The sequence below is a fragment of the Acinetobacter sp. SwsAc2 genome (assembly GCF_013391465.1).
In the GTDB taxonomy this organism is placed as follows: domain Bacteria; phylum Pseudomonadota; class Gammaproteobacteria; order Pseudomonadales; family Moraxellaceae; genus Acinetobacter; species Acinetobacter johnsonii.
Genome location: NZ_JACBEZ010000022.1, coordinates 35,184 through 58,962, shown reverse-complemented (window position 1 = coordinate 58,962; position 23,779 = coordinate 35,184). Strand labels below are relative to the sequence as shown.

The 23,779-nt window shown below is 41.5% G+C and carries 19 protein-coding genes and 3 pseudogenes; 10 read left to right on the top strand and 12 right to left on the bottom strand.

The window, feature by feature from the left end:
* A pseudogene (locus tag HYI04_RS10975) lies at positions 1 to 118 on the top strand (IS30 family transposase); the annotation flags it as partial.
* A 7-nt stretch (positions 119 to 125) separates the two neighbouring features.
* On the opposite strand, the pseudogene HYI04_RS10970 reads toward HYI04_RS10975, so the two are convergent.
* The 3 genes and pseudogenes from HYI04_RS10970 to acnD all read right to left on the bottom strand — a co-directional run.
* Positions 126 to 764, bottom strand: a pseudogene (locus HYI04_RS10970) (hypothetical protein); the annotation flags it as partial.
* 4 nt (positions 765 to 768) lie between these two features.
* Positions 769 to 990: a hypothetical protein gene (locus HYI04_RS10965; RefSeq protein WP_010327424.1), complete on the bottom strand. Its 222-nt coding sequence runs from the start codon at positions 988 to 990 to the stop codon at positions 769 to 771.
* Positions 991 to 1,069: 79 nt separating this feature from the next.
* Positions 1,070 to 3,676, bottom strand: a complete 2,607-nt coding sequence (gene acnD, locus HYI04_RS10960; RefSeq protein WP_010327425.1) for a Fe/S-dependent 2-methylisocitrate dehydratase AcnD — start codon at positions 3,674 to 3,676, stop codon at positions 1,070 to 1,072.
* Between the two features lie 261 nt (positions 3,677 to 3,937).
* Here acnD and HYI04_RS10955 point away from each other — a divergent pair, with 261 nt between their 5' ends.
* The gene (locus tag HYI04_RS10955) at positions 3,938 to 4,660 is read left to right on the top strand and encodes a folate-binding protein YgfZ (protein ID WP_178896157.1); all 723 of its coding nucleotides are present in this window, start codon (positions 3,938 to 3,940) and stop codon (positions 4,658 to 4,660) included.
* A gap of 73 nt (positions 4,661 to 4,733) precedes the next feature.
* Here HYI04_RS10955 and HYI04_RS10950 read toward each other — a convergent pair.
* Positions 4,734 to 5,923: pseudogene (locus tag HYI04_RS10950) on the bottom strand (sorbosone dehydrogenase family protein).
* A 337-nt stretch (positions 5,924 to 6,260) separates the two neighbouring features.
* On the bottom strand, positions 6,261 to 6,506 hold the full coding sequence (locus HYI04_RS10945; protein WP_004695190.1) for a hypothetical protein: 246 nt from the start codon (positions 6,504 to 6,506) through the stop codon (positions 6,261 to 6,263).
* Positions 6,507 to 6,798: 292 nt separating this feature from the next.
* Between HYI04_RS10945 and HYI04_RS10940 the strand changes: the two genes are divergently transcribed.
* Positions 6,799 to 7,608, top strand: coding sequence for a tetratricopeptide repeat protein (locus tag HYI04_RS10940; RefSeq protein ID WP_010327429.1), 810 nt, complete (start codon positions 6,799 to 6,801; stop codon positions 7,606 to 7,608).
* Between the two features lie 40 nt (positions 7,609 to 7,648).
* Here HYI04_RS10940 and HYI04_RS10935 read toward each other — a convergent pair whose 3' ends face one another.
* The 3 genes from HYI04_RS10935 to HYI04_RS10925 form a co-directional block, all read right to left on the bottom strand.
* A complete protein-coding gene (locus HYI04_RS10935) occupies positions 7,649 to 8,572 on the bottom strand; it encodes an AEC family transporter (protein WP_010327430.1) in 924 nt (307 codons plus the stop codon).
* Positions 8,573 to 8,681: 109 nt separating this feature from the next.
* Complete coding sequence (locus tag HYI04_RS10930; RefSeq protein WP_010327431.1) at positions 8,682 to 9,797, bottom strand: NADH:flavin oxidoreductase/NADH oxidase; 1,116 nt, start codon at positions 9,795 to 9,797, stop codon at positions 8,682 to 8,684.
* A 108-nt stretch (positions 9,798 to 9,905) separates the two neighbouring features.
* Positions 9,906 to 11,186, bottom strand: coding sequence for a carbohydrate porin (locus tag HYI04_RS10925; protein ID WP_010327432.1), 1,281 nt, complete (start codon positions 11,184 to 11,186; stop codon positions 9,906 to 9,908).
* A gap of 353 nt (positions 11,187 to 11,539) precedes the next feature.
* On the opposite strand from HYI04_RS10925, the gene mutM reads away from it, so the two are divergent.
* Together mutM and HYI04_RS10915 are read left to right on the top strand one after the other, a co-directional pair.
* Positions 11,540 to 12,394, top strand: a complete 855-nt coding sequence (mutM, locus tag HYI04_RS10920; RefSeq protein WP_010327433.1) for a bifunctional DNA-formamidopyrimidine glycosylase/DNA-(apurinic or apyrimidinic site) lyase — start codon at positions 11,540 to 11,542, stop codon at positions 12,392 to 12,394.
* Positions 12,391 to 12,675, top strand: a complete 285-nt coding sequence (locus HYI04_RS10915; protein WP_004695176.1) for a peptidylprolyl isomerase — start codon at positions 12,391 to 12,393, stop codon at positions 12,673 to 12,675. Before mutM ends, HYI04_RS10915 begins: the two co-directional genes overlap by 4 nt.
* A gap of 39 nt (positions 12,676 to 12,714) precedes the next feature.
* On the opposite strand, the gene HYI04_RS10910 is transcribed toward HYI04_RS10915, so the two are convergent.
* From HYI04_RS10910 to typA, 3 genes are all read right to left on the bottom strand, one after another.
* Positions 12,715 to 13,059 (bottom strand): gamma-glutamylcyclotransferase family protein, encoded by a 345-nt coding sequence (locus HYI04_RS10910; RefSeq protein ID WP_010327434.1) that lies wholly within the window; start codon positions 13,057 to 13,059, stop codon positions 12,715 to 12,717.
* A 126-nt stretch (positions 13,060 to 13,185) separates the two neighbouring features.
* On the bottom strand, positions 13,186 to 13,620 hold the full coding sequence (mscL, locus tag HYI04_RS10905) for a large conductance mechanosensitive channel protein MscL (RefSeq protein WP_004695171.1): 435 nt from the start codon (positions 13,618 to 13,620) through the stop codon (positions 13,186 to 13,188).
* 201 nt (positions 13,621 to 13,821) lie between these two features.
* On the bottom strand, positions 13,822 to 15,660 hold the full coding sequence (gene typA, locus HYI04_RS10900; RefSeq protein WP_010327435.1) for a translational GTPase TypA: 1,839 nt from the start codon (positions 15,658 to 15,660) through the stop codon (positions 13,822 to 13,824).
* Positions 15,661 to 15,831: 171 nt separating this feature from the next.
* On the opposite strand from typA, the gene HYI04_RS10895 reads away from it, so the two are divergent.
* The 3 genes from HYI04_RS10895 (at position 15,832) to HYI04_RS10885 (ending at position 19,768) form a co-directional block, all read left to right on the top strand.
* Positions 15,832 to 17,202: a uracil-xanthine permease family protein gene (locus HYI04_RS10895; RefSeq protein WP_178896156.1), complete on the top strand. Its 1,371-nt coding sequence runs from the start codon at positions 15,832 to 15,834 to the stop codon at positions 17,200 to 17,202.
* Between the two features lie 67 nt (positions 17,203 to 17,269).
* The gene (locus tag HYI04_RS10890; protein ID WP_178896155.1) at positions 17,270 to 18,295 is read left to right on the top strand and encodes a class I SAM-dependent methyltransferase; all 1,026 of its coding nucleotides are present in this window, start codon (positions 17,270 to 17,272) and stop codon (positions 18,293 to 18,295) included.
* 9 nt (positions 18,296 to 18,304) lie between these two features.
* On the top strand, positions 18,305 to 19,768 hold the full coding sequence (locus tag HYI04_RS10885) for an amino acid permease (RefSeq protein ID WP_176538222.1): 1,464 nt from the start codon (positions 18,305 to 18,307) through the stop codon (positions 19,766 to 19,768).
* 647 nt (positions 19,769 to 20,415) lie between these two features.
* Here the strand turns inward: HYI04_RS10885 and omp38 are convergent.
* Complete coding sequence (omp38, locus tag HYI04_RS10880; RefSeq protein ID WP_178896154.1) at positions 20,416 to 21,426, bottom strand: outer membrane protein Omp38; 1,011 nt, start codon at positions 21,424 to 21,426, stop codon at positions 20,416 to 20,418.
* A gap of 373 nt (positions 21,427 to 21,799) precedes the next feature.
* Here omp38 and HYI04_RS10875 point away from each other — a divergent pair, with 373 nt between their 5' ends.
* Both HYI04_RS10875 and HYI04_RS10870 read left to right on the top strand, forming a co-directional pair.
* Positions 21,800 to 22,324, top strand: a complete 525-nt coding sequence (locus HYI04_RS10875) for a GspH/FimT family protein (protein WP_178896153.1) — start codon at positions 21,800 to 21,802, stop codon at positions 22,322 to 22,324.
* Between the two features lie 100 nt (positions 22,325 to 22,424).
* On the top strand, positions 22,425 to 23,600 hold the full coding sequence (locus HYI04_RS10870) for an acetyl-CoA C-acyltransferase (RefSeq protein WP_004983123.1): 1,176 nt from the start codon (positions 22,425 to 22,427) through the stop codon (positions 23,598 to 23,600).
* Positions 23,601 to 23,779 lie beyond the last annotated feature (179 nt).

Sequence of the window (23,779 nt, the reverse complement as noted above, 5' to 3'; positions counted from 1 at the left end):
TGCCATGTCACTGAATACTCGTCCTAGAAAAGCGTTAGATTGGCTTACACCATTAGAGAAATTTGCTCAGCTTGTTGATTATCATAAGACTTTTCAAACTGTCGCACCTCATGTTTGAATTCGCCCTGAATTCCAAAATAAATTATATGCTGTGTAGGCAGTGTATATTTCATCCAAATATCTTTTCCATATTCCAATGCTTTATCTTTGTGTCCTGCTACTGTGATTCGATGAAAACCTAATATTCGAAATAGTGGTAATAATATATTTTCAATTAGTTGATCCTCTGAGCATTTATCTAAATAATTGATTAACAAATCTCTTTTTTTGATTTCCTCTTCTGAGAATATTCGATGAGGATTTTCAGAAGGTTTTATAATCTGATTATTATTTAAGTTTTTAATATATAAATTATTATCATTACTATAAAAAGCCTCATATCCTTCTCTGCTTAAAGGCTTATTTAACTCAATTAAAGCATTGATACGTTGCGGATCATCCTCTGTTGCTTCAGATTTATGCATTAAGACCCTTAATACATGTACAAATCGTGGAGGCAACATATTTGGTGGGCAAGATTCGTCCAGTAATTCGGCTAATCTATCTGATGTCCAAGCCCAACGTGTTGAACCATCATGTTGAAATGGTAAATCACACTCCTCGAAAAACTCAGTAATATACGTGCTACTTCTATATTTAAAGGATTTATTATCACCAATAATGCACTCAGCAATCGCTCTTAGGTTTCTGCTTTTAAATTTCATATTCTTATTTTTCGTAAAGGCTATTTGCGTTTAATTTAATATATGCATTGAGACCATTTCCAACTTTAGCTAGCTGCTTCATACGTTCAACCTTCTCAATACCTGCACTTCGATAACTATAAGTATAAATTTTAGCTGTACCACTAAATTTAACCCTTATAAAAGTATCCCCAATTTCATATCCAACTACACCTGAATCATCATCTAAATCCAAATATCTTTCCATATCCATACTCAAAAAATAAAGCCATATATGAAATATGGCTTTATAAAATTATTTCAAGTATTAAAAAGACTTATTTAAACTACGCCACATTCCCTTCCAAAAAGTCCTGCGCAAAGCGTTGCAATACACCACCCGCTTCATATACAGACACTTCTTCTTCAGTATCTAGGCGACAGGTTACAGGCACTTCAACGATTTCACTCTTACCATCTTCCGTCGCACGTTCAATCACTAAAGTTAACGTCGAACGCGGTGCGATATTACCAATCACGCTATAAAGTTCAGTACCATCCAAACCTAAAGTTTTACGGTCAACACCCGCTTTAAACTCAAGCGGTAACACGCCCATACCGACCAAGTTAGTACGGTGAATACGCTCAAAACCTTCCGCCACAATCGCTTCAACACCAGCAAGGCGTACACCTTTTGCAGCCCAGTCACGGCTAGAACCCTGACCATAGTCCTTACCTGCAATGATGATGAGCGGTTGCTTACGATTCATATAAGTTTCAATCGCTTCCCACATACGCATCACTTCGCCTTGAGGCTCAACACGTGCTTTCGAACCTTGCTTAATGGTGCCATCCGCACGAACCACCATTTCATTAAACAGTTTCGGGTTAGCAAATGTTGCACGTTGCGCAGTCAAGTGGTCACCACGGTGCGTTGCATAGGAGTTAAAGTCTTCCTCAGGTACACCCATTTTGTGTAGGTACTCACCTGCTGCCGAATCCATCATAATTGCATTCGATGGTGACAAATGATCCGTGGTGATGTTGTCAGGCAAGATGGCAAGCGGACGCATATTTGCCAGTGTACGTGGTGCAGCTAATGCCCCTTCCCAATACGGCGGACGGCGGATATAAGTACTTTGCGGACGCCAGTCATACAAAGGACTTGCCGCTTTTTCAGTGACACCCAAATCAAACATTGGAATATACACTTTACGGAACTGTTCAGGCTTCACCGCTTCTTTGACCAGAGCATCAATTTCTTCATCCGAAGGCCAAATGTCTTTCAAATAAATTGGATGACCGTCTTTGTCGTTTCCTAATGCATCTTTTTCGATGTCAAAACGAATGGTTCCTGCAATCGCATACGCTACAACCAGCGGAGGTGATGCCAAGAACGCTTGTTTTGCATAAGGATGGATACGACCATCGAAGTTACGGTTACCCGAAAGTACCGCTGTTGCATACAAGTCACGGTCAATAATTTCTTGTTGTAGTTTAGGATCTAAAGCACCTGACATACCGTTACAGGTGGTACATGCATACGCCACGATACCAAAACCGAGTTTTTCTAAGTCGTCTAATACGCCTGCTTCTTCAAGATAAAGCGCAGCTGCTTTAGAACCCGGTGCAAATGATGATTTCACCCAAGGTTTACGGGTTAAGCCTAATTCATTGGCTTTACGTGCCAATAAACCTGCGGCAACGGTATTACGTGGGTTGGATGTATTGGTACACGAAGTAATTGCAGCGATGATGACAGCACCATCTGGCATTAAACCATCGGTGCGGTTTTCAACCACGCCTGCAATACCTTTTTCTTTTAAATCTGCTGTAGATACACGTGCATGTGGGTTTGATGGGCCTGCAATATTACGTGTTACTGTTGAAAGATCGAAACGAAGGACACGTGGATATTCCGCTTGTTTCATATCCAATGCCCAAAGACCAATTTCTTTGGCATAGTTTTCAACCAGTGCAACTTGCTCAGCTTCACGACCTGTCAGCGTTAAATAATCAATCGTGTTTTGGTCAATATAGAACATTGCCGCAGTTGCACCATATTCAGGGGTCATATTGGAAATCGTGGCACGATCCCCCACTGACATGCTGTCCGCGCCTTCGCCGAAGAACTCAAGGTACGCACCGACAACACGTTCTTTACGCAAGAATTCAGTCAGTGCTAAAACGATATCGGTTGCAGTAATACCCGCTTGACGTTGTCCAACAAATTCCACCCCGATAATGTCTGGAAGACGCATCCACGATGCACGACCGAGCATTACATTTTCAGCTTCGAGTCCACCCACACCAATCGAAATCACACCAAGCGCATCGGTATGTGGCGTGTGTGAGTCTGTACCGACACAAGTATCTGGGAATGCCACACCTTCACGACTTTGCACTACAGGAGACATTTTCTCCAAGTTGATTTGGTGCATGATGCCATTACCCGCAGGAATCACATCGACATTTTCAAAAGCAGTCTTGGTCCATTCAATGAAATGGAATCGGTCTTCATTACGACGGTCTTCAATAGCACGGTTTTTCTCAAAAGCATCTGGGTCAAAACCACCGAATTCCACAGCTAAAGAGTGATCGACAATCAACTGAGTCGGCACCACAGGATTCACTTTCGATGGGTCACCACCTTGGTCTGCAATCGCATCACGCAAACCTGCAAGGTCAACCAATGCCGTTTGTCCAAGAATGTCATGACAGACGACGCGAGCTGGATACCAAGGGAAATCGTGATCTTGTTTTGAGAAAATTAATTCTTTTAGTGACTGCTCCAAAATGGCAGGATCACAACGACGCACTAACTGTTCAGCCAATACTTTTGAGGTGTATGGAAGTTTTGCATAAGCGCCTGGCTGAATCTGTTCAACGGCTTCTCGCACATCAAAGTATTCTAGCTGGGTGCCTTGCAGTGGTTTGCGGTGATTATTGTTCATAGCGTTCCTGCCTTTGGTGTTTCATTTTTCTTCACTGTCTTTACTAGACAATTCATCTTTGTCTGCTAGGCATACTACACTGTCGAAAACCCATTTCCCAAATCGTTTATATTTCATAAACTTAGATATAAAAACAGGGATTTTTGAAATATTTAGTTACATTAACTTTTAAATATTTACTTTAAATATGATTTTTTCTGAAAAATAGCGGAAAATAGCCCTAATTCTTTAGTATTAGATTTTAAGGTAGGCGAGCAATTCATGAGCGATCTAGCTTTCTCCTCTTTCACTTTAATTGGTGTAGATGCACTCAAATTTTTACAAGGCCAAGTGACGGTCAACGTTGAAGCTTTAGCTGAAAATACAACGCAATACACCGCAATTTGTGACTTGAAAGGCCGTATCCACTTTGGTTTGTGGCTGACAAAACGCAACCCTGAGCATTTTGAAATTGTCACCACTCAAGACCAGTCGGAAGAATTTGCTAAGCACATTAAAAAGTTTGGTGCTTTCTCTAAAATGAAACTTGAACCTATGGGTTCAGTTTTCCCAACCTTTACGCAAGACCGCACCACCTTTTCTGCTGAGCCTACCGATATTGCTGCATGGCAAGTGCAAGCCATTACTCATGGTGAAGCGTTTATCGACCAAGCCATTGAGCATGTGTTTCAACCTCAAGAGCTACGTTTACACCAACGTGAAGGCGTGCACTATGACAAAGGCTGTTACTTGGGTCAGGAAGTGATTGCACGTTTATGGTTTAAAGCCAAACCAAAAGCATGGTTGCATTTAATTCAGGGTACAGGCAGTGCACCTGCACAAGCTGAACAGTTGAATAAAGGTATTCAAGTGGTGAATAGCGCTGCGATTGATGGCGGTTATGTCGCGTTAGTGGTGGCACGTCCTAAGTCTTTGAGCGAGCTTGATGTGACAGTTTTAGACTTACCAGAACACTTAAATAGTGATGTGGCACGACCTCAGTAAGACTTTAAATTTTATGCTGTTATGATAAATGAGCCTCTAAAACTTATTCTTGGTTTTGGGGGCTTTTTAAAACTTAGAGCGATGAGGACTCTTTCTTCCTCACAAAATAAACTACACCACTTCGATCATCTGAAAAATAAAAGGAATTTGCATCTATACGGTAAATATCCGCAGGTCGACCATTCACCTTATTCCCTACTAAAAAACCATCCATAAAGGTTTCAAGTTTTTGCCCTTTACGCATAATCACAATTTTATAACCATGACCAATCGTGGCATCCGTAGAACCATGTAAAGCAACTAAAAAAGAATTTTTAATGGTGTCATCCGTATTTGGATGATCAAAATAGTCAAAGCCTAGTGCAGATGAATGCGATGGGAAATAGGCATAAGGAGGCGGTACATTTTTACATCCTGTTGGACGTTTAAATTTTGGGTCTGCTAAAATTTTACCATTCGACGAATAACAAGATGGCCAACCATAATCTGCATCACGCTTGAGTGCATAAAACGTTTCATCAGGCTTATTTTTACCCAGATGGTCTGCACCTTGATTGGTGGCAAATAAAAATTTACCCACCCATTTCAAACCGACAGCATTGCGTAAACCTGTGGCATAAATCTTTTGTTCAGAACCATCGGGGTTCATTTCTAAAACTGTCGCTCTAACTTTCTCTTTCTCGGTACAAGCATTACAACTTGAGCCGACTGAAACATAAATTTTACCGTTCCCACCCACGGCAATGGTTCGTGTTAGATGCCAGCCACCATATTTATAGCTTAAACCATAATCAGGAAAAGTCGCTAAAACTTCGGTTTTGTCCGTGGGTTTAATTTCACCTTGGGTGAATTTTCGTCGGGTGAGCTGATGAGTTTCAGCCAAATATAACCAGTCTTGCCCAGAAGAGTCTGTATAAAACTGGACTGAATTTGGATTTTTCAAACCTGTCATATAAGGAATAATTTTGCCGAATTTTCCTGTCTCAGCATTCCATTCATCCAAAATATAAACGATGCCTTTTTTATTGTCGGTCAAATCGCGCATATCTGTGACAAACATTCTACCGTCAGGTGCTTTGCTAAAAAACGAACACGTTTTAAACCCTCAGCCGCAGGAATGATGTCGTAATTTGCTGGAAGGTTTAGAGAAAAGCGCTTCCCATTTTTCAAGTTGATTTGATGAGGAACAAGATTTGGCTGCCCAGCTAAAACTGCCATTGAACCAACTAAACATATGAATAAGATTGAGAATATTTTTATCATTTTAGAGACGTCTCGATTCATCTTATGAAAAGTAATCTTCTTTTTTATAGGATATAACTTGAATGATGAGTGCATAATCAAACGCTTTTGCTAGAAAAACGTATAGGCTCTTCTATACAAACTATTATTTTATATTATCTTTTAGCCTGACCACTGCAAGTATCTTTACAGTGGGTAAATCCATTCACACTCGTTCTGCGGCTATAAACAGAACATAGAAAATATTGCTTTAACTCTATAGCAAGCATCAGTCCTTGGATAAAAGGCTCATCCAAGGACTTAAACTATTTTTAGAGCCTTATTTAATAGTTCACTCATCTTCAATGAAGATTAAACATCAAAAATCATGAAACAGCTTATTCATGTCTTTGCAGAGATAGTCTTTAAATGAAAAATCTCGCGCATGTTTAGCATCAAATTTTGCAGTCACACCGTCTTTTTCAAAGATATATACACGGTCATCTTTGCTCACTAAAAACTCACCACCCAATTTCATCAATAAGGCATCAATTTTTTCGCCATCTGGAATCGACTCATCGGCCAAAACTTTTAAATAATTTCGCTTAATTGACTTAATAAACATGCTGAACTCGCTACTCATTTTCAGCGCTATTTAAACAGAATCTAAGCCAGAATTCTAATAAAACCCGAAGCCATCAGCTGCAAATACCAATAACCCATTGCACTCCTTTCCACTGTACATCACGCGGTTTGTATTGGAAAAATATATACCGATCAACACAATCAACGGAAATTTGTAAGACCAAGACACAATTCAGATATTTACATTCACACAATTCAACTTATGATGTGAAATGACTAAAAACAAATACACACATAGATGGACTTATGTGTAAGAAAAAGGTTTATAAAACATGAAGAAAATCGTACTTGCAAGCTTAATTGCACTCTCTAGCCAGCTTGCACTTGCAGCCTCCACTCAAGATACCATCAACCCCGAATTTGCCAAGATTGAGGAAATGGTTAAAGCCAACAATATGGCGGGGGCATATCAGGCTTTAGAAAAACTGGCAAAGTCTGGCAACCCACAAGCCATGTATAACTTGGCTTATTTGACTCAGACTGGCCAAGGCACAGCGAAGAATGAGAAGAAAGCCATTCAGCTCTATCAAGATGCTGCAAACAAAGGCTACCCCGTTGCGCATTATGTGCTTGCGAAAAACTATGTCACGGGTACTTTAGGCTTGCCTCAAGACATTAACAAAGCCAAACAACACTTTGAAGCCGCATCTAAACTAGGCTTTGATGATGCAACCGTTGAATATGCCGTGCTGTTATTTTCTGAAAATAAACCAGAGTCTGAAAAGTTAGCCCTTAAGAAACTTGAGCCTTTGGTGAAAAAAGGCAACTATCAAGCCATTCATGCACAAGCCCTGTACGACATCAGCACAGGCTTTAAAAACAAACAAGAAGCACCCATTCAAAAAGGTCTCAACAGCATTCAAGACTTAGCCAAAAAAGGTTACATTCCTGCCCTGATGGCCGTAGGCAATATGTTTGCCAATGGCAATATCATTCCGCAGAACTTGCCTGAAGCGAAGAAAATTTTCACCGCTTTAGCTAAAGAAAATGTACCGCAAGCCAAAGAATCTTTGGCGATGGTTGATAAAATGATTGCCGATCAAGCCAAAGCCCCTGCTGCAACAGCTGCGGTCAAAAAATAAATCTCTTCTTCAAAAAATACTCTCCTCGGAGAGTATTTTTTTACCACCAAATACCAATCAAGACACTGACCACCACAAAACTCAATAGCGTGCTGATCATCAGTGGAGTGAATGCTTTTTCATTCAAACCATACACTTGCCCAAAAATTCCAAACAAAGACGGCATCGGCAAAGCCGCAATCAAGGTCCCTGCATAAATCATCTTTGGGTCCAATTCAGTCAAATAGGTCAGCCCTAAATAAACCAAAAGTGGCATACAAATATTTTTAGACACCACCAGATAAACCGTTTGCAGGTTAAAAGACTGAATAGTGAGACCCACCATTCCCCCACCAATAATAAAGAGCGCTAAAGGTGCAGCGGTCTGACCTAACATCGCAAACACTTGGTCGATTAAATGTGGAATTTGAAGTTCAAAAATCGCACAACTCATGCCAAGCATTACCGATAAGAACAACGGATTTTTAAGTAGCGTAAGAAATGTGGTTTTTAAAATAGAGGCTAAATTGGCTTGTCTTTGTCGCCCTATTTCCGCCAGAGTGAGCATCAGCGGCACAAGAAATACACTTTCAATGATCACCACCAATGAAATATAAATCATCGCTTCACTCCCCATCAGCAGCGTCAAAATTGCTGCTCCCAATAACCCCGTATTGGACATGGATGCACCCAGTGAAAAGACTGCAGCATGGGTAAAGTGATTATTAAACAGCTTTTGACCTAAAATAAAAGCCGTAATAAATAAGCCAAAGGTCACAGCGGCATAAACATAAAAATAAGCGGGATACCAAATTTCATGCAAATCTTTTGAAGCTAAGGCGTGCAACAATAAAGCAGGTAACGCAATTTTGATGACAAAAGCACTGATTGCAGTCATTTGCTCTTTAGCGAGCAACTGGATTTTGACAGAAGCAAAACCGAGGAAGAGCAGGAAAAATACTGGAAAAATTACCGAAAAAATCATTCAAGTTGTTCCTTTTCCAGATGATGTAAGTAAAGACCTATCCTAGGATACACCTTTACTCAGTTGAAATATTTTATAAGACCAATGGCGAAGCAAAACACTTATGAGATTAGAACGCAGAAAACAAATCTTTGATCCCATGTGGCTGACACCGTAAATACTGCGGTGCGATAGAGACTTTCCCACCCAGTTCTGCAGCGGCATGCCACGGCCATCGTGGGTCATACAACATGGCACGCGCCAGACCAATTGCATCGGCTTCTTGCGCTTCTAAAATATGTTCAGCCTGCTTAGCTTCTGTAATCAAGCCCACCGCAATGACTGGAATTTTCACCGCTTGTTTCACTGCATGGGCAAAAGGCACTTGATACTTGGGCTTAATCTGAATGTCTTGTTCCACATGCAAGCCACCACTTGAAACATGAATATAAGCCGCACCGAGTTGCTCTAACGCTTTCGATAGCCCAACCGTTGAATCAATATCCCAACTTTCTGTTGCAGTCGACTCCATCCAATCAGTTGCAGATAAACGTATACCTACGGGATAATTTTCAGGAATAGCTTGTTTAATGGCTTGGAAGACCTCTAAGGTAAATCGAATACGGTTTTCAAAACTTCCACCATATTCATCGGTACGTCGGTTCGACAGCGGTGACATGAACTGATGCAACAAATAGCCATGGGCTGCATGTAGTTCGATCAGCTCAAAACCTGCATCTACTGCGCGTACTGCAGCACTGGCAAAGTCTTCGATGATGTCTTGCATCTCCGTCACACTTAAAGCATGTGGTGCATGCTCTTCGGGCTTAAAGGGGACATCACTGGCAGAAACCGTTTGCCAACCATGCGGTTCATTCGGTTTGATCTGACCTTTTCCTGACCAAGGACGATCGGTCGATGCTTTACGCCCCGCATGTGCCAGTTGAATGGCAAAAGGCATTGGTGAAAGTGTTTTGACTTTTTGAAGCAAGGCCTTCATTTGTGCACGTTGCAAATCATTCCACAGCCCTAAATCCGCAAAACTGATTCGTCCTACAGCTTGTACGGCTGTTGCCTCAACAATACACAAGCCCGCACCTGACAAAGCATAATTGGCCCATTGTTGCTCATGCCAATAGCTCAGCTCACCCGCATCATTGGCTGAGTATTGGCACATCGGCGCAATCACGATTTTATTTGTTAAGTTTAAATCCCCAAATTGAATGGGTTGAAATAATAATGGCATCACAGCTCTCCCTGTACTCACTATGATCTATAACAAATAAAGTGCCTTGCATTCAACGCTAAAAGTGCAAATCTGCTGTCAAACCTTTGCACTTTTATGGCTATCCATTTAGAAAGTAATGCGGCTTCCAAGCCCCAAGACTAATGCATTATCCACCACATGGCTTGAACCTGAGTTGATCACATACTGAATGTTGGGACGTAACATTAACCACGGCGTAGCGTTATAGCTATAGTTCAGTTCAATATTGTATTCTGCGCTCGCATCATACTGTGCTTTACCCGCAGTAAATCGCTCATTCAGATGTACACGATTCACTCCCAAACCTAAAATATCCGTCGGATGCTGCTCAAATACCCCAATATATTTCAGCCCCACTTGCTGTGAGTTGTCTACTTTATTGGTGATGCGGTCATGCCATGTAAAGTTGGCAAAACTATGCAAACCTTGGCGCCCTGCACCCGTTGAAGTCAGTTGCTGTTCGATGGCAATCCATCCTGCAAATGTCCGGTCTTCGCCAACCACACCTTTGCCATAAGCCACATCATATTGGTTATTTGGATCATCTGCGGTGTTATATATCCCACCAACCCGATAGCTCCCCGCCAAACCATTCAATAGTGCTTTCGGTGTCCAAATCACTTCTACTGGAATAGTCACACCGTCGGCATGTTCTGTGTCTAGGCTCCAACCTTGTCCCTCGGCTTTGCCATTGCCATTATCTGGATTGAATTCATAAACACCCACTTGAGTTGTCACTTCAGGGGTCAGTTGATATTTAATGCGACCGCCCCATTGTGAAACCGGCGTATTCATCCAGATATTGCCCTGCCATTTCCCCATTTGTGCGGCACAAAAGGCATTACTAACAAAATCACACGCCATCACATCAAAATCAGAACCTAAACCCAGTCGCCCAACTTTGACACTGAGCCCTTGTTCTTTAAAACGCTTTTCAATCGAAAGCTCTGACAAACGGCTGTCTTGGTTTCCACGGCCATAGGTGGCTTGTACATTGGCTAATTGCGGTGCAGAAGGATCTTGCAAATCTCGAATTGAGGTACTTTGTCCTTGACGCGCAGTCGCAACAAAACGAATGGTGACCCCTTCCCAGCCGGCTAGCTTTTCTAAATCAAATTGTGTGCCTAACCAAAACTGCGAAGCGGTACTTGGGCTTGCACCTGCATTATGCCCGCCATCCGCCAAATAGTTGGTATCTGTTAAAGCATTGGCTTCAAACTTAATGCCTTTTTGCGCCAATTCAGTTCGTTTTCCCTGCCAGTCACCAAACAAATACTGACCCTGTACATCTAACATCTGCTCCGCATGACTCACTGTCGCCCAGGCACACATTGCTGTTGCAAATAAAGAAAAAGAAAACTGTCGCATAAAACCCAAGCCCCAAACTAAAATGAAGAACAATCCATTTCATTTAAATGAAAAATTTAATGAAAAGTACATAATTTTTAAATAAAGATCTCAGCAAAATTTTTATCATTAAGTCAAAAAAAAGTTATCAATATCGCCCACAGCTATAAATAGAAGATTTGATTTGAGTGATTCATGGCAGTTTTCACTCAATTCAAGAGTGTAATTTAAGGAGGATGATTCCTGATCACAGCAGACAATCCCGCACTTTAGCTTTCTAAAAATGTGCTAAAGCCAAGCCTCTCGCTGAAATCACTTGCAATCTCGCGTGTACACCGCAATATTAGCCTCAAGTTTTATCAGCTCATGTTGCCATGCCAGAATTACCCGAAGTTGAAACCACCAAAGCCAGTTTAGCTCCGTTATTAGATCAACAAGTGCTCAGTGTTGAAGTTCGCCAGTCGAGCCTGCGCTGGCCGATTCCCGCCGATCTCAGCAAACTGGTGGGTCAGCGTTTAATTCAACTCAAACGCCGTTCTAAATACATTTTGGCCATTTTTGAACAAGACACGATGCTTTGGCATTTGGGTATGTCTGGTAGTTTCCGTATTTGTGAGGTGGGTGAAACCCTGCGTAAACACGATCATTTGATTATTCGTTTTGAAGATGTCGAGCTACGCTACCATGATCCGCGCCGCTTCGGCTGTATTTTATGGTTGGATGAATATTCGCAAACCAAGTTAATCGATACCCTTGGGCCTGAACCACTGAGTGCTGATTTTAACGCTGAATATTTAAGCCAAAAGTTAAAAAGCAAACAGGTCGGCATAAAAGTTGCAATCATGGATAACCATGTGGTGGTTGGTGTCGGAAATATCTATGCCACAGAGAGTTTGTTTAATTTGAGCATACACCCTGCGCAAGTGGCGTCTAGTTTAACACCCAGCCAAATTGAAAAATTGGTGGTCGAGATTAAACGTATTTTGCAGCAGGCCATCGATTTAGGTGGGTCTACCCTGCGGGACTATTCCAACGCAATGGGTGAAAATGGTTACTTTCAACAAACTTTATTGGCTTATGGTCGAGCAGGTGAAATGTGTGTGAACTGCGAGACTACGCTTGAAAACATCAAACTGGGACAGCGTGCTTCTGTGTTTTGTCCCGAATGCCAACCGCTGAAAAAAGTGCAACCTAAGCCCAAAGCCACAGCTCGAGGAAAAACCAAATGAAAACTGCCATTGTTCGTCATATTTTGGTCAAAGACAAAGACCTCGCTGAACAACTGAAAAAGAAAATCCACGATGGCGCCGATTTCGCCAAAATTGCTAAGCAATACTCCACCTGTAATTCAGCTAAACGCGGTGGTGAACTAGGTGAAGTCAAAAAAGGCCAATTGGTGCCTGTGATTGATAAATTGGTCTTTAGTGCTGCTGAAAAAGTACTACATGGCCCCATCAAGAGCCAATTTGGTTTTCATTTACTAGAAATTAAATTCCGTATGGATTTTTAAATAGTTACCCAGTGTGTGATGTGTTTGAGTATAAGCACATCACGAACACTGTATCTGAGCCTCTTTCATCTCATATGTCCAAGCATCAACGCGTTCGCCAGATTCCAGCGTCCCTTGTACTCTCACCCGTCGATACTGTATCCCTTCAAATTCATCCAATGCATCCCAATGTTCGGCCAATTTTTCACTGCTAAAAAAATATCCTTCAACCGCTGCTGCTTGTGGGTCTAAGACGATGGCGAATAAGCCTTTGTCGGGTCCCCAATCCAAAATATGCACCACGCCATGCACATAGCCTTTTTGCCATGTTCCACCTATGCGCTCTAAAAGATGGGCATTTTCATGATTTGGACGGAGCGTCCCATAGACAAATAATTGGTTCATTTGGCATCACCACAGCTATTCAATCAGCGCGCATCATAAAACCAAAACTGTATAAAAACCAGTCTTTGGATAAGATACAGACATAAAAAACGGCACTTAATGTGCCGTTTTATTTTAACCGTTCGATTACTGACGTTTTTTCAATTCATCACGAATTTCACGTAGTAACTCGATATCTTCTGGCGTTGCTGCTGGTTCTGGCGCTGCTTCTTCTTGTTTACGGCGCATACGATTAATCATTTTCACCATTAAGAACACCACCCATGCCAAAATGATGAAGTTAATTAAAATCGTAAGGAAGTTACCATAAGTCAGGACGTTCACCCCAGCTTTGGTCAACTCATCTAAAGACTGTAAATTATTTGGGTTGTCCCCCAAAACAAAGAATTTCTGTGTGAAATCTACACCACCACCAGTCACAACCGTGATCAATGGCATGATGATGTCTTTCACCAATGAATCGACAATTTTACCAAATGCACCACCGATGATTACACCGACAGCCAAATCAATCATGTTGCCTTTTACCGCAAATTCGCGGAATTCTTGAACAATACTCATCTAAATCTCCAGTTATTTTTTGACTTTAATTTATGTGACGAAGTATACATTAATTTTATAGCTTCATTTCCACGTAATTTACTCGGAAATCATCTGCTTTTATATATTGGTTTGCTAATTTTAAACAAAAAAATGCCATCAATAAATTGATGGCATTTTTAAATGTTGCGGCCCCGCATGGGGCAACATCATTTTTAAAACTTATTTACCAGAACGATTACGTTTACGTTCGTTTTCAGTCAAGTAGCGCTTACGGATACGGATTGACTTAGGTGTTACTTCAACTAATTCATCATCTTCAATGAATTCAAGCGCTTGTTCAAGCGTATATTCAACAGCAGGAACAAGAGTCAACGCATCATCAGTACCAGAAGCACGTACGTTTGTTAACTGTTTTGCTTTAGTTGGGTTAACTGTCATGTCATCTGAACGAGAGTTAATACCAATGATCATACCTTCGTAAACTTCTAACTGAGGTTTAGCAAATAGACGACCACGGTCTTGCAATGTGAACAATGCATAGCCAAGGCAAGTACCTTGAACCATAGAAATCAACACACCGTTTTGACGTTTCGCAACAGTACCTTGTTTCATTGGACCGTAGTGTGAGAAGCTTGAAGTCATGATTCCTGTACCAGAAGTCATGGTCAAGAATTCTGAACGGAAACCAATTAAGCCACGTGAAGGAACAGTTGCTTCAATACGGATACGGCCTTTACCGTCAACTTCCATATTCGTCATTTCGCCTTTACGGTGACCCATTTGTTCCATTACAGAACCTTGGTGCTGTTCTTCAACGTCAAATGTTACGTTTTCGTATGGCTCTTGCTTTTCGCCATCAACTTCTTTCAAGATTACTTGTGGACGTGATACGCCCATCTCGAAGCCTTCACGACGCATGTTTTCAATAAGAACTGAAAGGTGAAGTTCACCACGACCTGATACTTTAAAGCTATCAGGACTATCAGTATCTTCAACACGAAGCGCAACGTTGTGAATTAATTCGCGGTCAAGACGTTCACGGATATTACGTGAAGTAACAAATTTACCTTCTTTACCCGCAAACGGAGAGTTGTTTACTTGGAAAGTCATGGTTACTGTAGGTTCATCTACAGACAATGCTGGTAAAGCTTCAACATTTTTCGGATCACAAATGGTGTCAGAAATATGAAGTTCATCAATACCTGTGATACACACGATATCGCCTGCTTGAGCAGATTCAACATCAACACGCTCTAAACCATGGTAACCCATGATTTTTAAGATACGACCGTTACGTGTCTTACCGTCTTTATCAATCACAGTTACTGGTGTGTTTAATTTTACAGAACCACGTTGAATACGACCAACACCGATAACACCAACGAAGCTGTTATAGTCAAGTGATGAAATCTGCATTTGGAATGGACCATCAACATCGACTGCTGGTGGTTCAACAATGTCTACAATTGTTTGGAACAACGGCGTCATATCTTCCGCTAATTCTTCTGGAGATGGACCAGCAACACCACGAAGACCTGAAGCGTAAACAACTGGGAAGTCTAACTGTTCGTCAGAACCACCAAGGTTATCAAACAAATCAAATACTTGATCAATAACCCAATCTGGACGCGCGCTTGGCTTGTCGACTTTGTTGATAATTACGATTGGCTTCAAACCACGTGCGAACGCTTTTTGCGTTACGAAACGAGTTTGTGGCATTGGGCCTTCTTGAGAGTCGACAAGAAGAAGTACACAGTCAACCATCGACATTACACGTTCAACTTCACCACCGAAGTCTGCGTGTCCTGGGGTGTCGACGATGTTAATACGGTATTCTGTATTGGTACGTGCATCTAACCATTTGATTGCAGTGTTTTTTGCAAGAATGGTAATACCACGTTCACTTTCAATCGCGCCTGAATCCATGACACGCTCAATCTCGCCTGCACGATCGCCAAGTGCACCTGATTGCTGTAAAAGTTTGTCTACTAGAGTGGTTTTACCGTGGTCAACGTGCGCAATGATGGCAATGTTGCGGAGAGTTTTGATATCTGACATGTAAATTCGATACGCCTAAAGTTTGAGGGCAAATTATACAGAAAAATAATAGAATTTAGTAGTGACAGTTTATTGACAGACTCATTTTTTTTGATAAGTGGTGTGTAATTAATTTTGTAAAGCTGTGTAAAGCGATTAGAATAGCGCCACCTTGCTAACACCCTTTGACATATGTCTGATCAAAATCTCTCTCCCAATCAAACAGATCAACTCGATTTGGTCTATGGTTTAAACGACCGCCCTCGCCCAATCATTGCTTTTCTTGCTGCCTTTCAACATCTCCTTGCAATTATTGTCCCAATTGTTACTCCAGGCTTACTCATCTGCCTAGCGCTTGGTGTGTCGAAAGAAGACACTAACATGATTTTATCCATGTCTTTGGTCATCTCAGGGATTGCAACCTTCTTACAATGTAAAAAAGTTGGACCTTTTGGTGCAGGCTTATTGATTGTTCAGGGCACCAGTTTTAACTTTATCGGACCGATTATTGGAATTGGCTCTGCCATGGTTGCTGCTGGTACTCCTGTAGAATCCGTCATGGCTGCAATTTTTGGTGTGGTAATCGCAGGTTCATTTATTGAAATGGGCGTGTCACGTATTCTGCCTTGGGTGAAAATGCTCATTACCCCATTGGTCACAGGCATTGTGGTGTTATTGATTGGTTTGACCCTCATTAAAGAAGGTCTGATCAGCATGGGTGGTGGCTATCAAGCCATGTCAAACAATACCTTTGCCAATACAGACAACTTAATCATGTCGTGTACAGTATTGGCACTGATCATTATATTGAACCGTATTCGTATTACTTGGGTGAAAAGCTCGGCTATTTTAATCGCACTGATTGTCGGTTATGTATTGGCAGGGTTTATGGGGCATCTCGACTTTTCCGGTCTTCAGGATGCACCTCTGGTTCAAATTCCAACCCCAATGCACTTTGGTTTAGACTTCTCTTGGAGTTTGTTTATTCCAATGGCCTTTATTTACCTTGTGACGTCTTTAGAGGCGATTGGTGATATTACTGCGACTTCAAAACTTTCCAACCAGCCCGTGGATGGTGCAACATGGATGGAGCGTATTAAAGGCGGTGTCTTGGTGAATGGTGCAAACTCTTTCCTTGCGGGCATTTTCAACACCTTCCCTAGCTCGGTCTTTGCACAAAACAATGGCGTAATTCAACTCACTGGCGTTGCGAGCCGTTATGTCGGCATCTGGATTGCCGCATTATTAGTGATTCTGGGTTTACTCCCTGCTGTTGCAGGGGTGATTCAGGCAGTCCCTCAAGCTGTTTTAGGTGGTGCTGTGATGGTGATGTTCGGAGCTGTAGCAGCTTCTGGAATTAACATTCTGTCAGGTATTCATCTTGACCGCCGCGCACTACTGATTATTGCCATTTCATTGGCGCTTGGCTTGGGTGTTGCACAAGTTCCACAAATTTTGGAACATTTACCTGAATTATTCCGTAACATCTTTAGCTCGGGTGTTGCGACAGGTGGTATTGCAGCCTTGTTATTAAATATTATTCTTCCTGAAACGAAGAAATAATTGTTCATTTCAGTATGCACTTTGCCCAGCACTGTCTGGGCATCGTTTTTACAATGGAGTATATAAAATGGATCCAAGAAGTGAAGTTGTTCTTCGCCAGCAAGAATTTCTCTCTGGTTCAGTTTTACTGGTCAATGCACCGTGTGACGAATTAAACACACAGCTAATTGGTACTGTAGAACCACATTTTTGGACATGGAATTTTAACGAATTACAATATTTCCAAAACCAACAAAGTGATGTGCATTTTGATACAGATTTACCTGATGTCGCTTTTGATCAAGCCATCGTGTTTGTTCCAAAGTCAAAAGAACTACTCAATTATGTGCTACACCAACTGGTGAGTCGTTTGGCCGTAGGCGCATCGATCTTTTTAGTCGGTGAAAAGAAAGGCGGTGTAGAACGCGCGTCTAAACAGCTGCAACCTTTTGGTAAAACCCTCAAATTAGACAGCGCTCGACATTGTCAAATGTGGCAGTTAGTCACCGAAAAAACCGTAACCGCAAAACCTTTGGCCGATTGGGCACAACTCTATACCGTGCCCACCCCGAAAGGTGAATTACAGATTTGCGCATTACCGGGTGTGTTTAGTCAAAATCGTCTGGACGTGGGTACAGCCGTGTTATTGCCTCACCTTTCACAGGTCACTTCTGGAAAAATTGCAGACTTTGGCTGTGGTGCAGGCGTGATCAGTGCTTATTTGGCCAAGTTAAATCCGAAAAATCGCATTTTTGCACTCGATGTCGATGCCTTTGCATTAGCTTCAACAAAAATGACTTTTGAGAAAAATAACCTTTTACCAGAACAACTTGAGATTAAAGCGGTACACGGAATTGAGGATGCCCCTCTGTTTTTACACGCAATCGTCAGCAATCCCCCATTCCATCAAGGCATTCATACAGATTACAATGCCAGCGAAAATTTATGCAAAACATCCCGTCGCCATCTTAAATCGGATGGCGAGTTGTGGATTGTTGCCAACCGCTTTCTGAATTATCCATTACTCATTGAGCAAAGTTTTGGCCAATGTACAACCAAAGCCGATCAACAAGGCTTTAAAGTGCTGTTTGCTAGCACACAAAAGAAATCTTAAGGAACAATGATGAGCGAAACGACTCAACCAGCTCAACTCAAGCGGAAGCTTGGAGCTCGCCATCTGAATATGATCGCGATTGGTGGTTCAATTGGTACAGGTTTATTCCTTGCCTCAGGTGCGACCATTGCAAATGCTGGTCCTGGCGGGGCGTTATTAGCTTACTGCCTAATTGGTGTGATGATTTACTTTCTCATGACCAGTCTGGGTGAGTTGGCAACACACAACCCAACATCGGGTGCATTTTTCACCTATGGCACCAAGTATGTTGAAGGCGGTTTTGGTTTCGCCCTTGGCTGGAACTATTGGTATAACTGGGCCATTACGGTTGCATTTGAATTGGTTGCAGTCCAATTCATCATGAAATTCTGGTTTCCCGACCTGCCCGGTTTCTACTGGAGTGCTCTCTTCTTAGCTGTTGTCTTTGGGATCAATGCACTGACAGTCAAAGGCTTTGGTGAAAGTGAATTCTTCTTCTCCTTGGTTAAAGTCCTTGCCATCATTGTATTTATCATCATTGGTATTTTCATGATTGGTAAAATCATGATGACGCCTGGTGTCGCAACTTTTGCCAACTGGAGCAAAGGTGAAGCGCCCTTCGTTGGTGGCTTATCTGCACTGATTGGTGTGGCGATGATTGCAGGGTTCTCGTTCCAAGGTACCGAAATGGTCGGTGTTGCTGCAGGTGAATCGAAAGATCCACAAAAGACGATTCCGATTGCCATCAAACAGATTTTTTGGCGTATTCTACTGTTTTATGTGGTGTGTATTTTCATTATCGGCACACTCATTTCATATGATGATCCACTTTTGTTACAAGCGGCTTCATCAGAGAATATTGCACTCTCTCCATTTACCCTCCTGTATGAAAAAGCTGGTTTTGCCTTTGCTGCCAGCGTTATGAATGCCGTGATTTTAACCGCGATTCTATCGGCAGGTAATTCAGGGATGTATTCATCTACGCGTATGCTGTTCAATATGGCCCAAAATGGCAGTGCACCTAAAGTGTTTGCCAAATTAGACCCACGCGGCGTACCCATGAATGCGCTTTATGCGACAACTGCAATTGCTGCACTTTGCTTCTTAACCACCTTCATTGGCGAAGAACAGGTCTTTAATTGGCTGCTCAATATGTCGGGTATGTGTGGCTTTATTGTTTGGTTAGGGATTGCTGTTTCACACTATCGTTTCCGTAAAGGCTATGTTGCCCAAGGTCATAAGGTTGAAGACTTAGCTTATCGTGCGAAATTCTTCCCCTTTGCACCGTGGTTTGCCTTTATTCTGTGTGCGATTGTTGTTTTAGGTCAAAACTACCAAGCGGTACTTGATGGCGAATGGCTCTCGGTTTTATCGACCTATATTGGTATTTTCTTATTCTTGGCGATTTGGCTAGGCTATAAATGGAAATACAAAACCAAACTGGTTTCTTACCAAGAAATGGATGTCAGTCCAATGAATCCTGATCGCGAATAAAATCCTTTCATCACAAAAGACAGCCTTCGGGCTGTTTTTTATTGTCATCATTCATTTACTTAAACCGTAACTTTTCAATCATGCACACATCCATCAATAGCATGGTTCAACTCTTGAAGTTACATAGAGTCGATATCTAGGATTCGGATCTAGCCTAAAATTAGTTAATATTCTTCCATCAATATCAGTTCACTTGCGCGATGAACAATTTACATATTTAGGTAGTAAAAATTTAGCCTCTCAATTCGCACCGCCATAACTAAATGTTACGGTTCATTGAGTACTGATCTCTATCTAATTCCTAGCCCCTAAATATCAAGCCAGAAATATTATCTCGCTGGCAAACAAATCTTTATAAAAATAAATAATTAGAAATATCCATTCATTCTAAAGGCAAAATTATTATCGATGTCGTGAAGCATGAGTGACGAAAATCCACTTTTCATTCTTCTTATATTCATCCTCTAAAATTAAATACTTCTAACTGTATTTAATATCCTATACGTAACTAACCATGACCACCGTAAACCTTAAAGGCTCTTGCATTGAGCTCAAGTTTATTTTGATCAACACGAGTTAACATAAATTTCATTATTTTAGACATAAAAAAACGACTCCGAAGAGTCGTTTTTTAGTTAAAACTCAGATTATTGAGCTTGAACTGTACGGCTGCCAGAAATTGTCGCGAATACACGACGGTTCATAGCACGGCCTTCTTTAGTGTTGTTGTCAGCAATCGGTTGGTCCCAAGCGAAACCTTGAGTAGACAAACGAGCTGGGTCAACGTTGTATTCGTTTACTAGAGACGATTTAACAGAGTTAGCACGAGCTAAAGATAAACGTTCGTTCAATGCACGTGGACCAGTGTTGTCTGTGTGACCTTCGATGCGAGCAGTAGCGTTTGGATATTCAACTAACTTCTCAGCAACTTTAGCGATTTCTGGCTTGTATTGGTCTTTGATGTTTGATTTGTTTGTATCAAAGAACACACGAAGTTCCATGTTAAGGTCTTCAGTTAACTCTTGTGGTTGAACTGGAGCAACTGGCTCAACTGGAGCAACTTCTACTACTGGAGCAGCAGGTTTCAAGTGACCACCAAGAACTACGTTAAGACCAGCAAGTGCTGTATAGTTCCAGAAATCTTCATCGATGTTGTAAGTAGCACGAGCTTCAGTACGTAGAGACAAAGCATCGTTCAAGCGCCAGAAAGCACCGAAACCAGCATTACCTAAAGTACCTTCTTCGTCTTTAGCAATACCATCAATGTCATATTTGTAGTGACCAGCACCTAAAAGTACGTATGGCTTGATTTTGCTGTCGTAGTTTTTAGTGATCAAATCAGAAGTAGCATAGAAGTTACCGTTGATTTGAGTTTGCTTGTATTCAGCGCCAGCAGCAAGACCGTCTACATCACCTTTAACTTGGTTGTATTCAGCTTCGAAACCTAACCAAGGAGTCAATTCAACACCAAGCGCTGCACCAACGAATAAATCGTCTTGTAGCTCAGGACCACCTGTTAAATGATCATCCCAGCTATTATTGTGTTTACTGTCTTGGAAAGTGTAACCAAGCATTAATGGAGTAACAGTTACGCCCGCGTTTGCAGCAGCTAAAGGAGCAGCTACGAGCATTGCTAATGCAATACGACTCATTTTCATGGATTTATCCTCCAGAGATAACAATTGTTTTTCAAGCTAAGCTTAAAATTATTTAACCATTCTGAGATAGGCTTTTTTATACCCCAGTTTTATTTTTAAGCTATTCGCAATGAATCATACAAACACTTTATTTTTTTTCCAAGTGCTTGATAACTTTAATCAAGTAAATTATTGACAAAATTACTTACAAATTCCGTTGTAATTCGGTAATTTTTTACTCAATTTTTACTTGCGAATAGCTTATTTTCACTTGTCTTGCATTTTAACAGTTTTTTAAACAAGTTGAGTACTACTAATTATGTATAAAATTTGTTTGATAAACAAAGCTTTAATAAATTAAAAATAGCCCACAACAATAAAACTGGATAACCATATGTTTTTTATAAATAAAAAAGGGTTCACATTATTTGAACTCATGATCACCATTAGCATTATTCTGATCATTTGTACAATCGCGCTTCCTCACTTTCATCAGTATATGGCCTCACAAGAGCGAAGCAAAACACTGAATACATTACGAAATAGTATTCAGGCAGCCAAAAATATGGCCAACCTGCAACGTCAAAATATCACCATTTGTCCAAGTCAAGACCTCGTTCAATGTCAGAATCACCAATGGAACACAGGCTTTATTGTATTTATCGATAATAATAAAAACCGACAAGTAGATACCAGCGAAACGATCATTCGGACAGAACAACAGCAGCTCAAATATGGCAATCTTGATTGGCGTGGCGCACTCAGTCTTCCATCTTTAAGCTTCAAAGCTGAAAATGGCCTCCCCCTTGGCTCAAATGGAACCTTCTATTACTGCTCTATACAAAGTCAGGATCACTTTAAACTGGTCATGAGCAAAATGGGGCAGATCCGAACTGAACTCATCAATACCTGTAACTAGACCCATGAGTCCATAATCACGTTTTCAGCTTTTCTCGCTAGCAAATTTGCATATACTGCTTAAGTTTCCAACAAAACGTATAAGTGATTCGGAGAAGAAAATGACAGACATCGTAATTGTGAATGGTGCTCGTACGGCAATGGGCGGTTTTCAAGGTAGTTTAGCCAGTGTAACCGCTCCTGAACTCGGTGCTGTGACGATTAAAGAAGCGATTGCTCGTGCTGGCCTACACGCAAACGATGTAGAAGAAGTAATCATGGGCTGTGTTCTACCTGCTGGATTAAAGCAAGGTCCAGCACGTCAAGCTATGCGCCAAGCAGGTTTACCTGATTCAACAGGTGCCGTGACCATCAATAAATTATGTGGTTCTGGCATGAAAGCAGTAATGCAAGCTGCGGATATGATCAAAGCAGGTTCAGCAAATATCGTGGTTGCAGGTGGCATGGAGTCGATGACCAATGCTCCTTATATTTTAACCAAAGCACGCGCAGGCTACCGTATGGGGCATGGCGATGTTAAAGACCACATGTTCCTTGATGGCTTAGAAGATGCTGAAACAGGCCGATTGATGGGTTCTTTTGCACAAGATATGGCCAACACCCGAGGCTATACGCGTGAGCAAATGGATGCATTCGCGATTCGCTCTTTAGAGCGCGCACAAACAGCGGTCAACGAAGGTTACTTTGCCGATGAAATCGTGCCTGTGACAGTTTCATCTCGCAAAGGTGATGTTGTCGTTGATAAAGATGAACAACCGTTCAATGCCAACATTGCAAAAATTCCAAGCCTTCGCCCTGCTTTTGCTAAAGATGGTACCATCACTGCGGCAAATGCAAGCTCAATCTCGGATGGCGCATCTGCACTGGTTTTAACGTCAGCAGAAAATGCATCGAACAAAGGTTTAGCACCATTAGCCAAAATTGTGGCTTATGCATCGAACTCACAGCATCCATCAGAGTTCACCATTGCACCAGTCGGTGCAATTGAAAAAGTACTTAAGAAAACAGGTTGGAATGCACAGGACGTAGACCTTTGGGAAATCAATGAAGCTTTTGCGATGGTAACTATGTGTCCAATCGATGACTTCAAACTTGATCCTGCAAAAGTGAACATCAATGGTGGAGCCTGCGCACTGGGTCACCCTGTCGGCTCAACCGGTTCACGTATTATCCTGACTTTGATTCATGCGCTTAAACGCACAGGTGGTAAAAAAGGGATTGCAGCACTCTGCATCGGTGGTGGTGAAGCGACTGCTGTAGCGATTGAATTACTTTAAGATGCAAGTACCCCTCTTTTATTGACATATTTTATACAATAAAACATTGGATAATTAGCTGATATAAAAGCGACATTTATGAAAATCCCTCGACTGCGAGGGATTTTTTATTACAAGATTGTATTAGGGTCGATCTCAACGACTTGTTAAAATTACGATGAAAAAAACAACAAGGATAA

What these genes read in the sequence shown, in the direction of transcription:
- HYI04_RS10965 (WP_010327424.1), bottom strand. Translation starts at nt 990, where the DNA reads ATGGAAAGATATTTGGATTTAGATGATGATTCAGGTGTAGTTGGATAT.
- acnD (WP_010327425.1), bottom strand. Translation starts at nt 3,676, where the DNA reads ATGAACAATAATCACCGCAAACCACTGCAAGGCACCCAGCTAGAATAC.
- HYI04_RS10955 (WP_178896157.1), top strand. Translation starts at nt 3,938, where the DNA reads ATGAGCGATCTAGCTTTCTCCTCTTTCACTTTAATTGGTGTAGATGCA.
- HYI04_RS10945 (WP_004695190.1), bottom strand. Translation starts at nt 6,506, where the DNA reads ATGTTTATTAAGTCAATTAAGCGAAATTATTTAAAAGTTTTGGCCGAT.
- HYI04_RS10940 (WP_010327429.1), top strand. Translation starts at nt 6,799, where the DNA reads ATGAAGAAAATCGTACTTGCAAGCTTAATTGCACTCTCTAGCCAGCTT.
- HYI04_RS10935 (WP_010327430.1), bottom strand. Translation starts at nt 8,572, where the DNA reads ATGATTTTTTCGGTAATTTTTCCAGTATTTTTCCTGCTCTTCCTCGGT.
- HYI04_RS10930 (WP_010327431.1), bottom strand. Translation starts at nt 9,797, where the DNA reads ATGCCATTATTATTTCAACCCATTCAATTTGGGGATTTAAACTTAACA.
- HYI04_RS10925 (WP_010327432.1), bottom strand. Translation starts at nt 11,186, where the DNA reads ATGCGACAGTTTTCTTTTTCTTTATTTGCAACAGCAATGTGTGCCTGG.
- mutM (WP_010327433.1), top strand. Translation starts at nt 11,540, where the DNA reads ATGCCAGAATTACCCGAAGTTGAAACCACCAAAGCCAGTTTAGCTCCG.
- HYI04_RS10915 (WP_004695176.1), top strand. Translation starts at nt 12,391, where the DNA reads ATGAAAACTGCCATTGTTCGTCATATTTTGGTCAAAGACAAAGACCTC.
- HYI04_RS10910 (WP_010327434.1), bottom strand. Translation starts at nt 13,059, where the DNA reads ATGAACCAATTATTTGTCTATGGGACGCTCCGTCCAAATCATGAAAAT.
- mscL (WP_004695171.1), bottom strand. Translation starts at nt 13,620, where the DNA reads ATGAGTATTGTTCAAGAATTCCGCGAATTTGCGGTAAAAGGCAACATG.
- typA (WP_010327435.1), bottom strand. Translation starts at nt 15,660, where the DNA reads ATGTCAGATATCAAAACTCTCCGCAACATTGCCATCATTGCGCACGTT.
- HYI04_RS10895 (WP_178896156.1), top strand. Translation starts at nt 15,832, where the DNA reads ATGTCTGATCAAAATCTCTCTCCCAATCAAACAGATCAACTCGATTTG.
- HYI04_RS10890 (WP_178896155.1), top strand. Translation starts at nt 17,270, where the DNA reads ATGGATCCAAGAAGTGAAGTTGTTCTTCGCCAGCAAGAATTTCTCTCT.
- HYI04_RS10885 (WP_176538222.1), top strand. Translation starts at nt 18,305, where the DNA reads ATGAGCGAAACGACTCAACCAGCTCAACTCAAGCGGAAGCTTGGAGCT.
- omp38 (WP_178896154.1), bottom strand. Translation starts at nt 21,426, where the DNA reads ATGAAAATGAGTCGTATTGCATTAGCAATGCTCGTAGCTGCTCCTTTA.
- HYI04_RS10875 (WP_178896153.1), top strand. Translation starts at nt 21,800, where the DNA reads ATGTTTTTTATAAATAAAAAAGGGTTCACATTATTTGAACTCATGATC.
- HYI04_RS10870 (WP_004983123.1), top strand. Translation starts at nt 22,425, where the DNA reads ATGACAGACATCGTAATTGTGAATGGTGCTCGTACGGCAATGGGCGGT.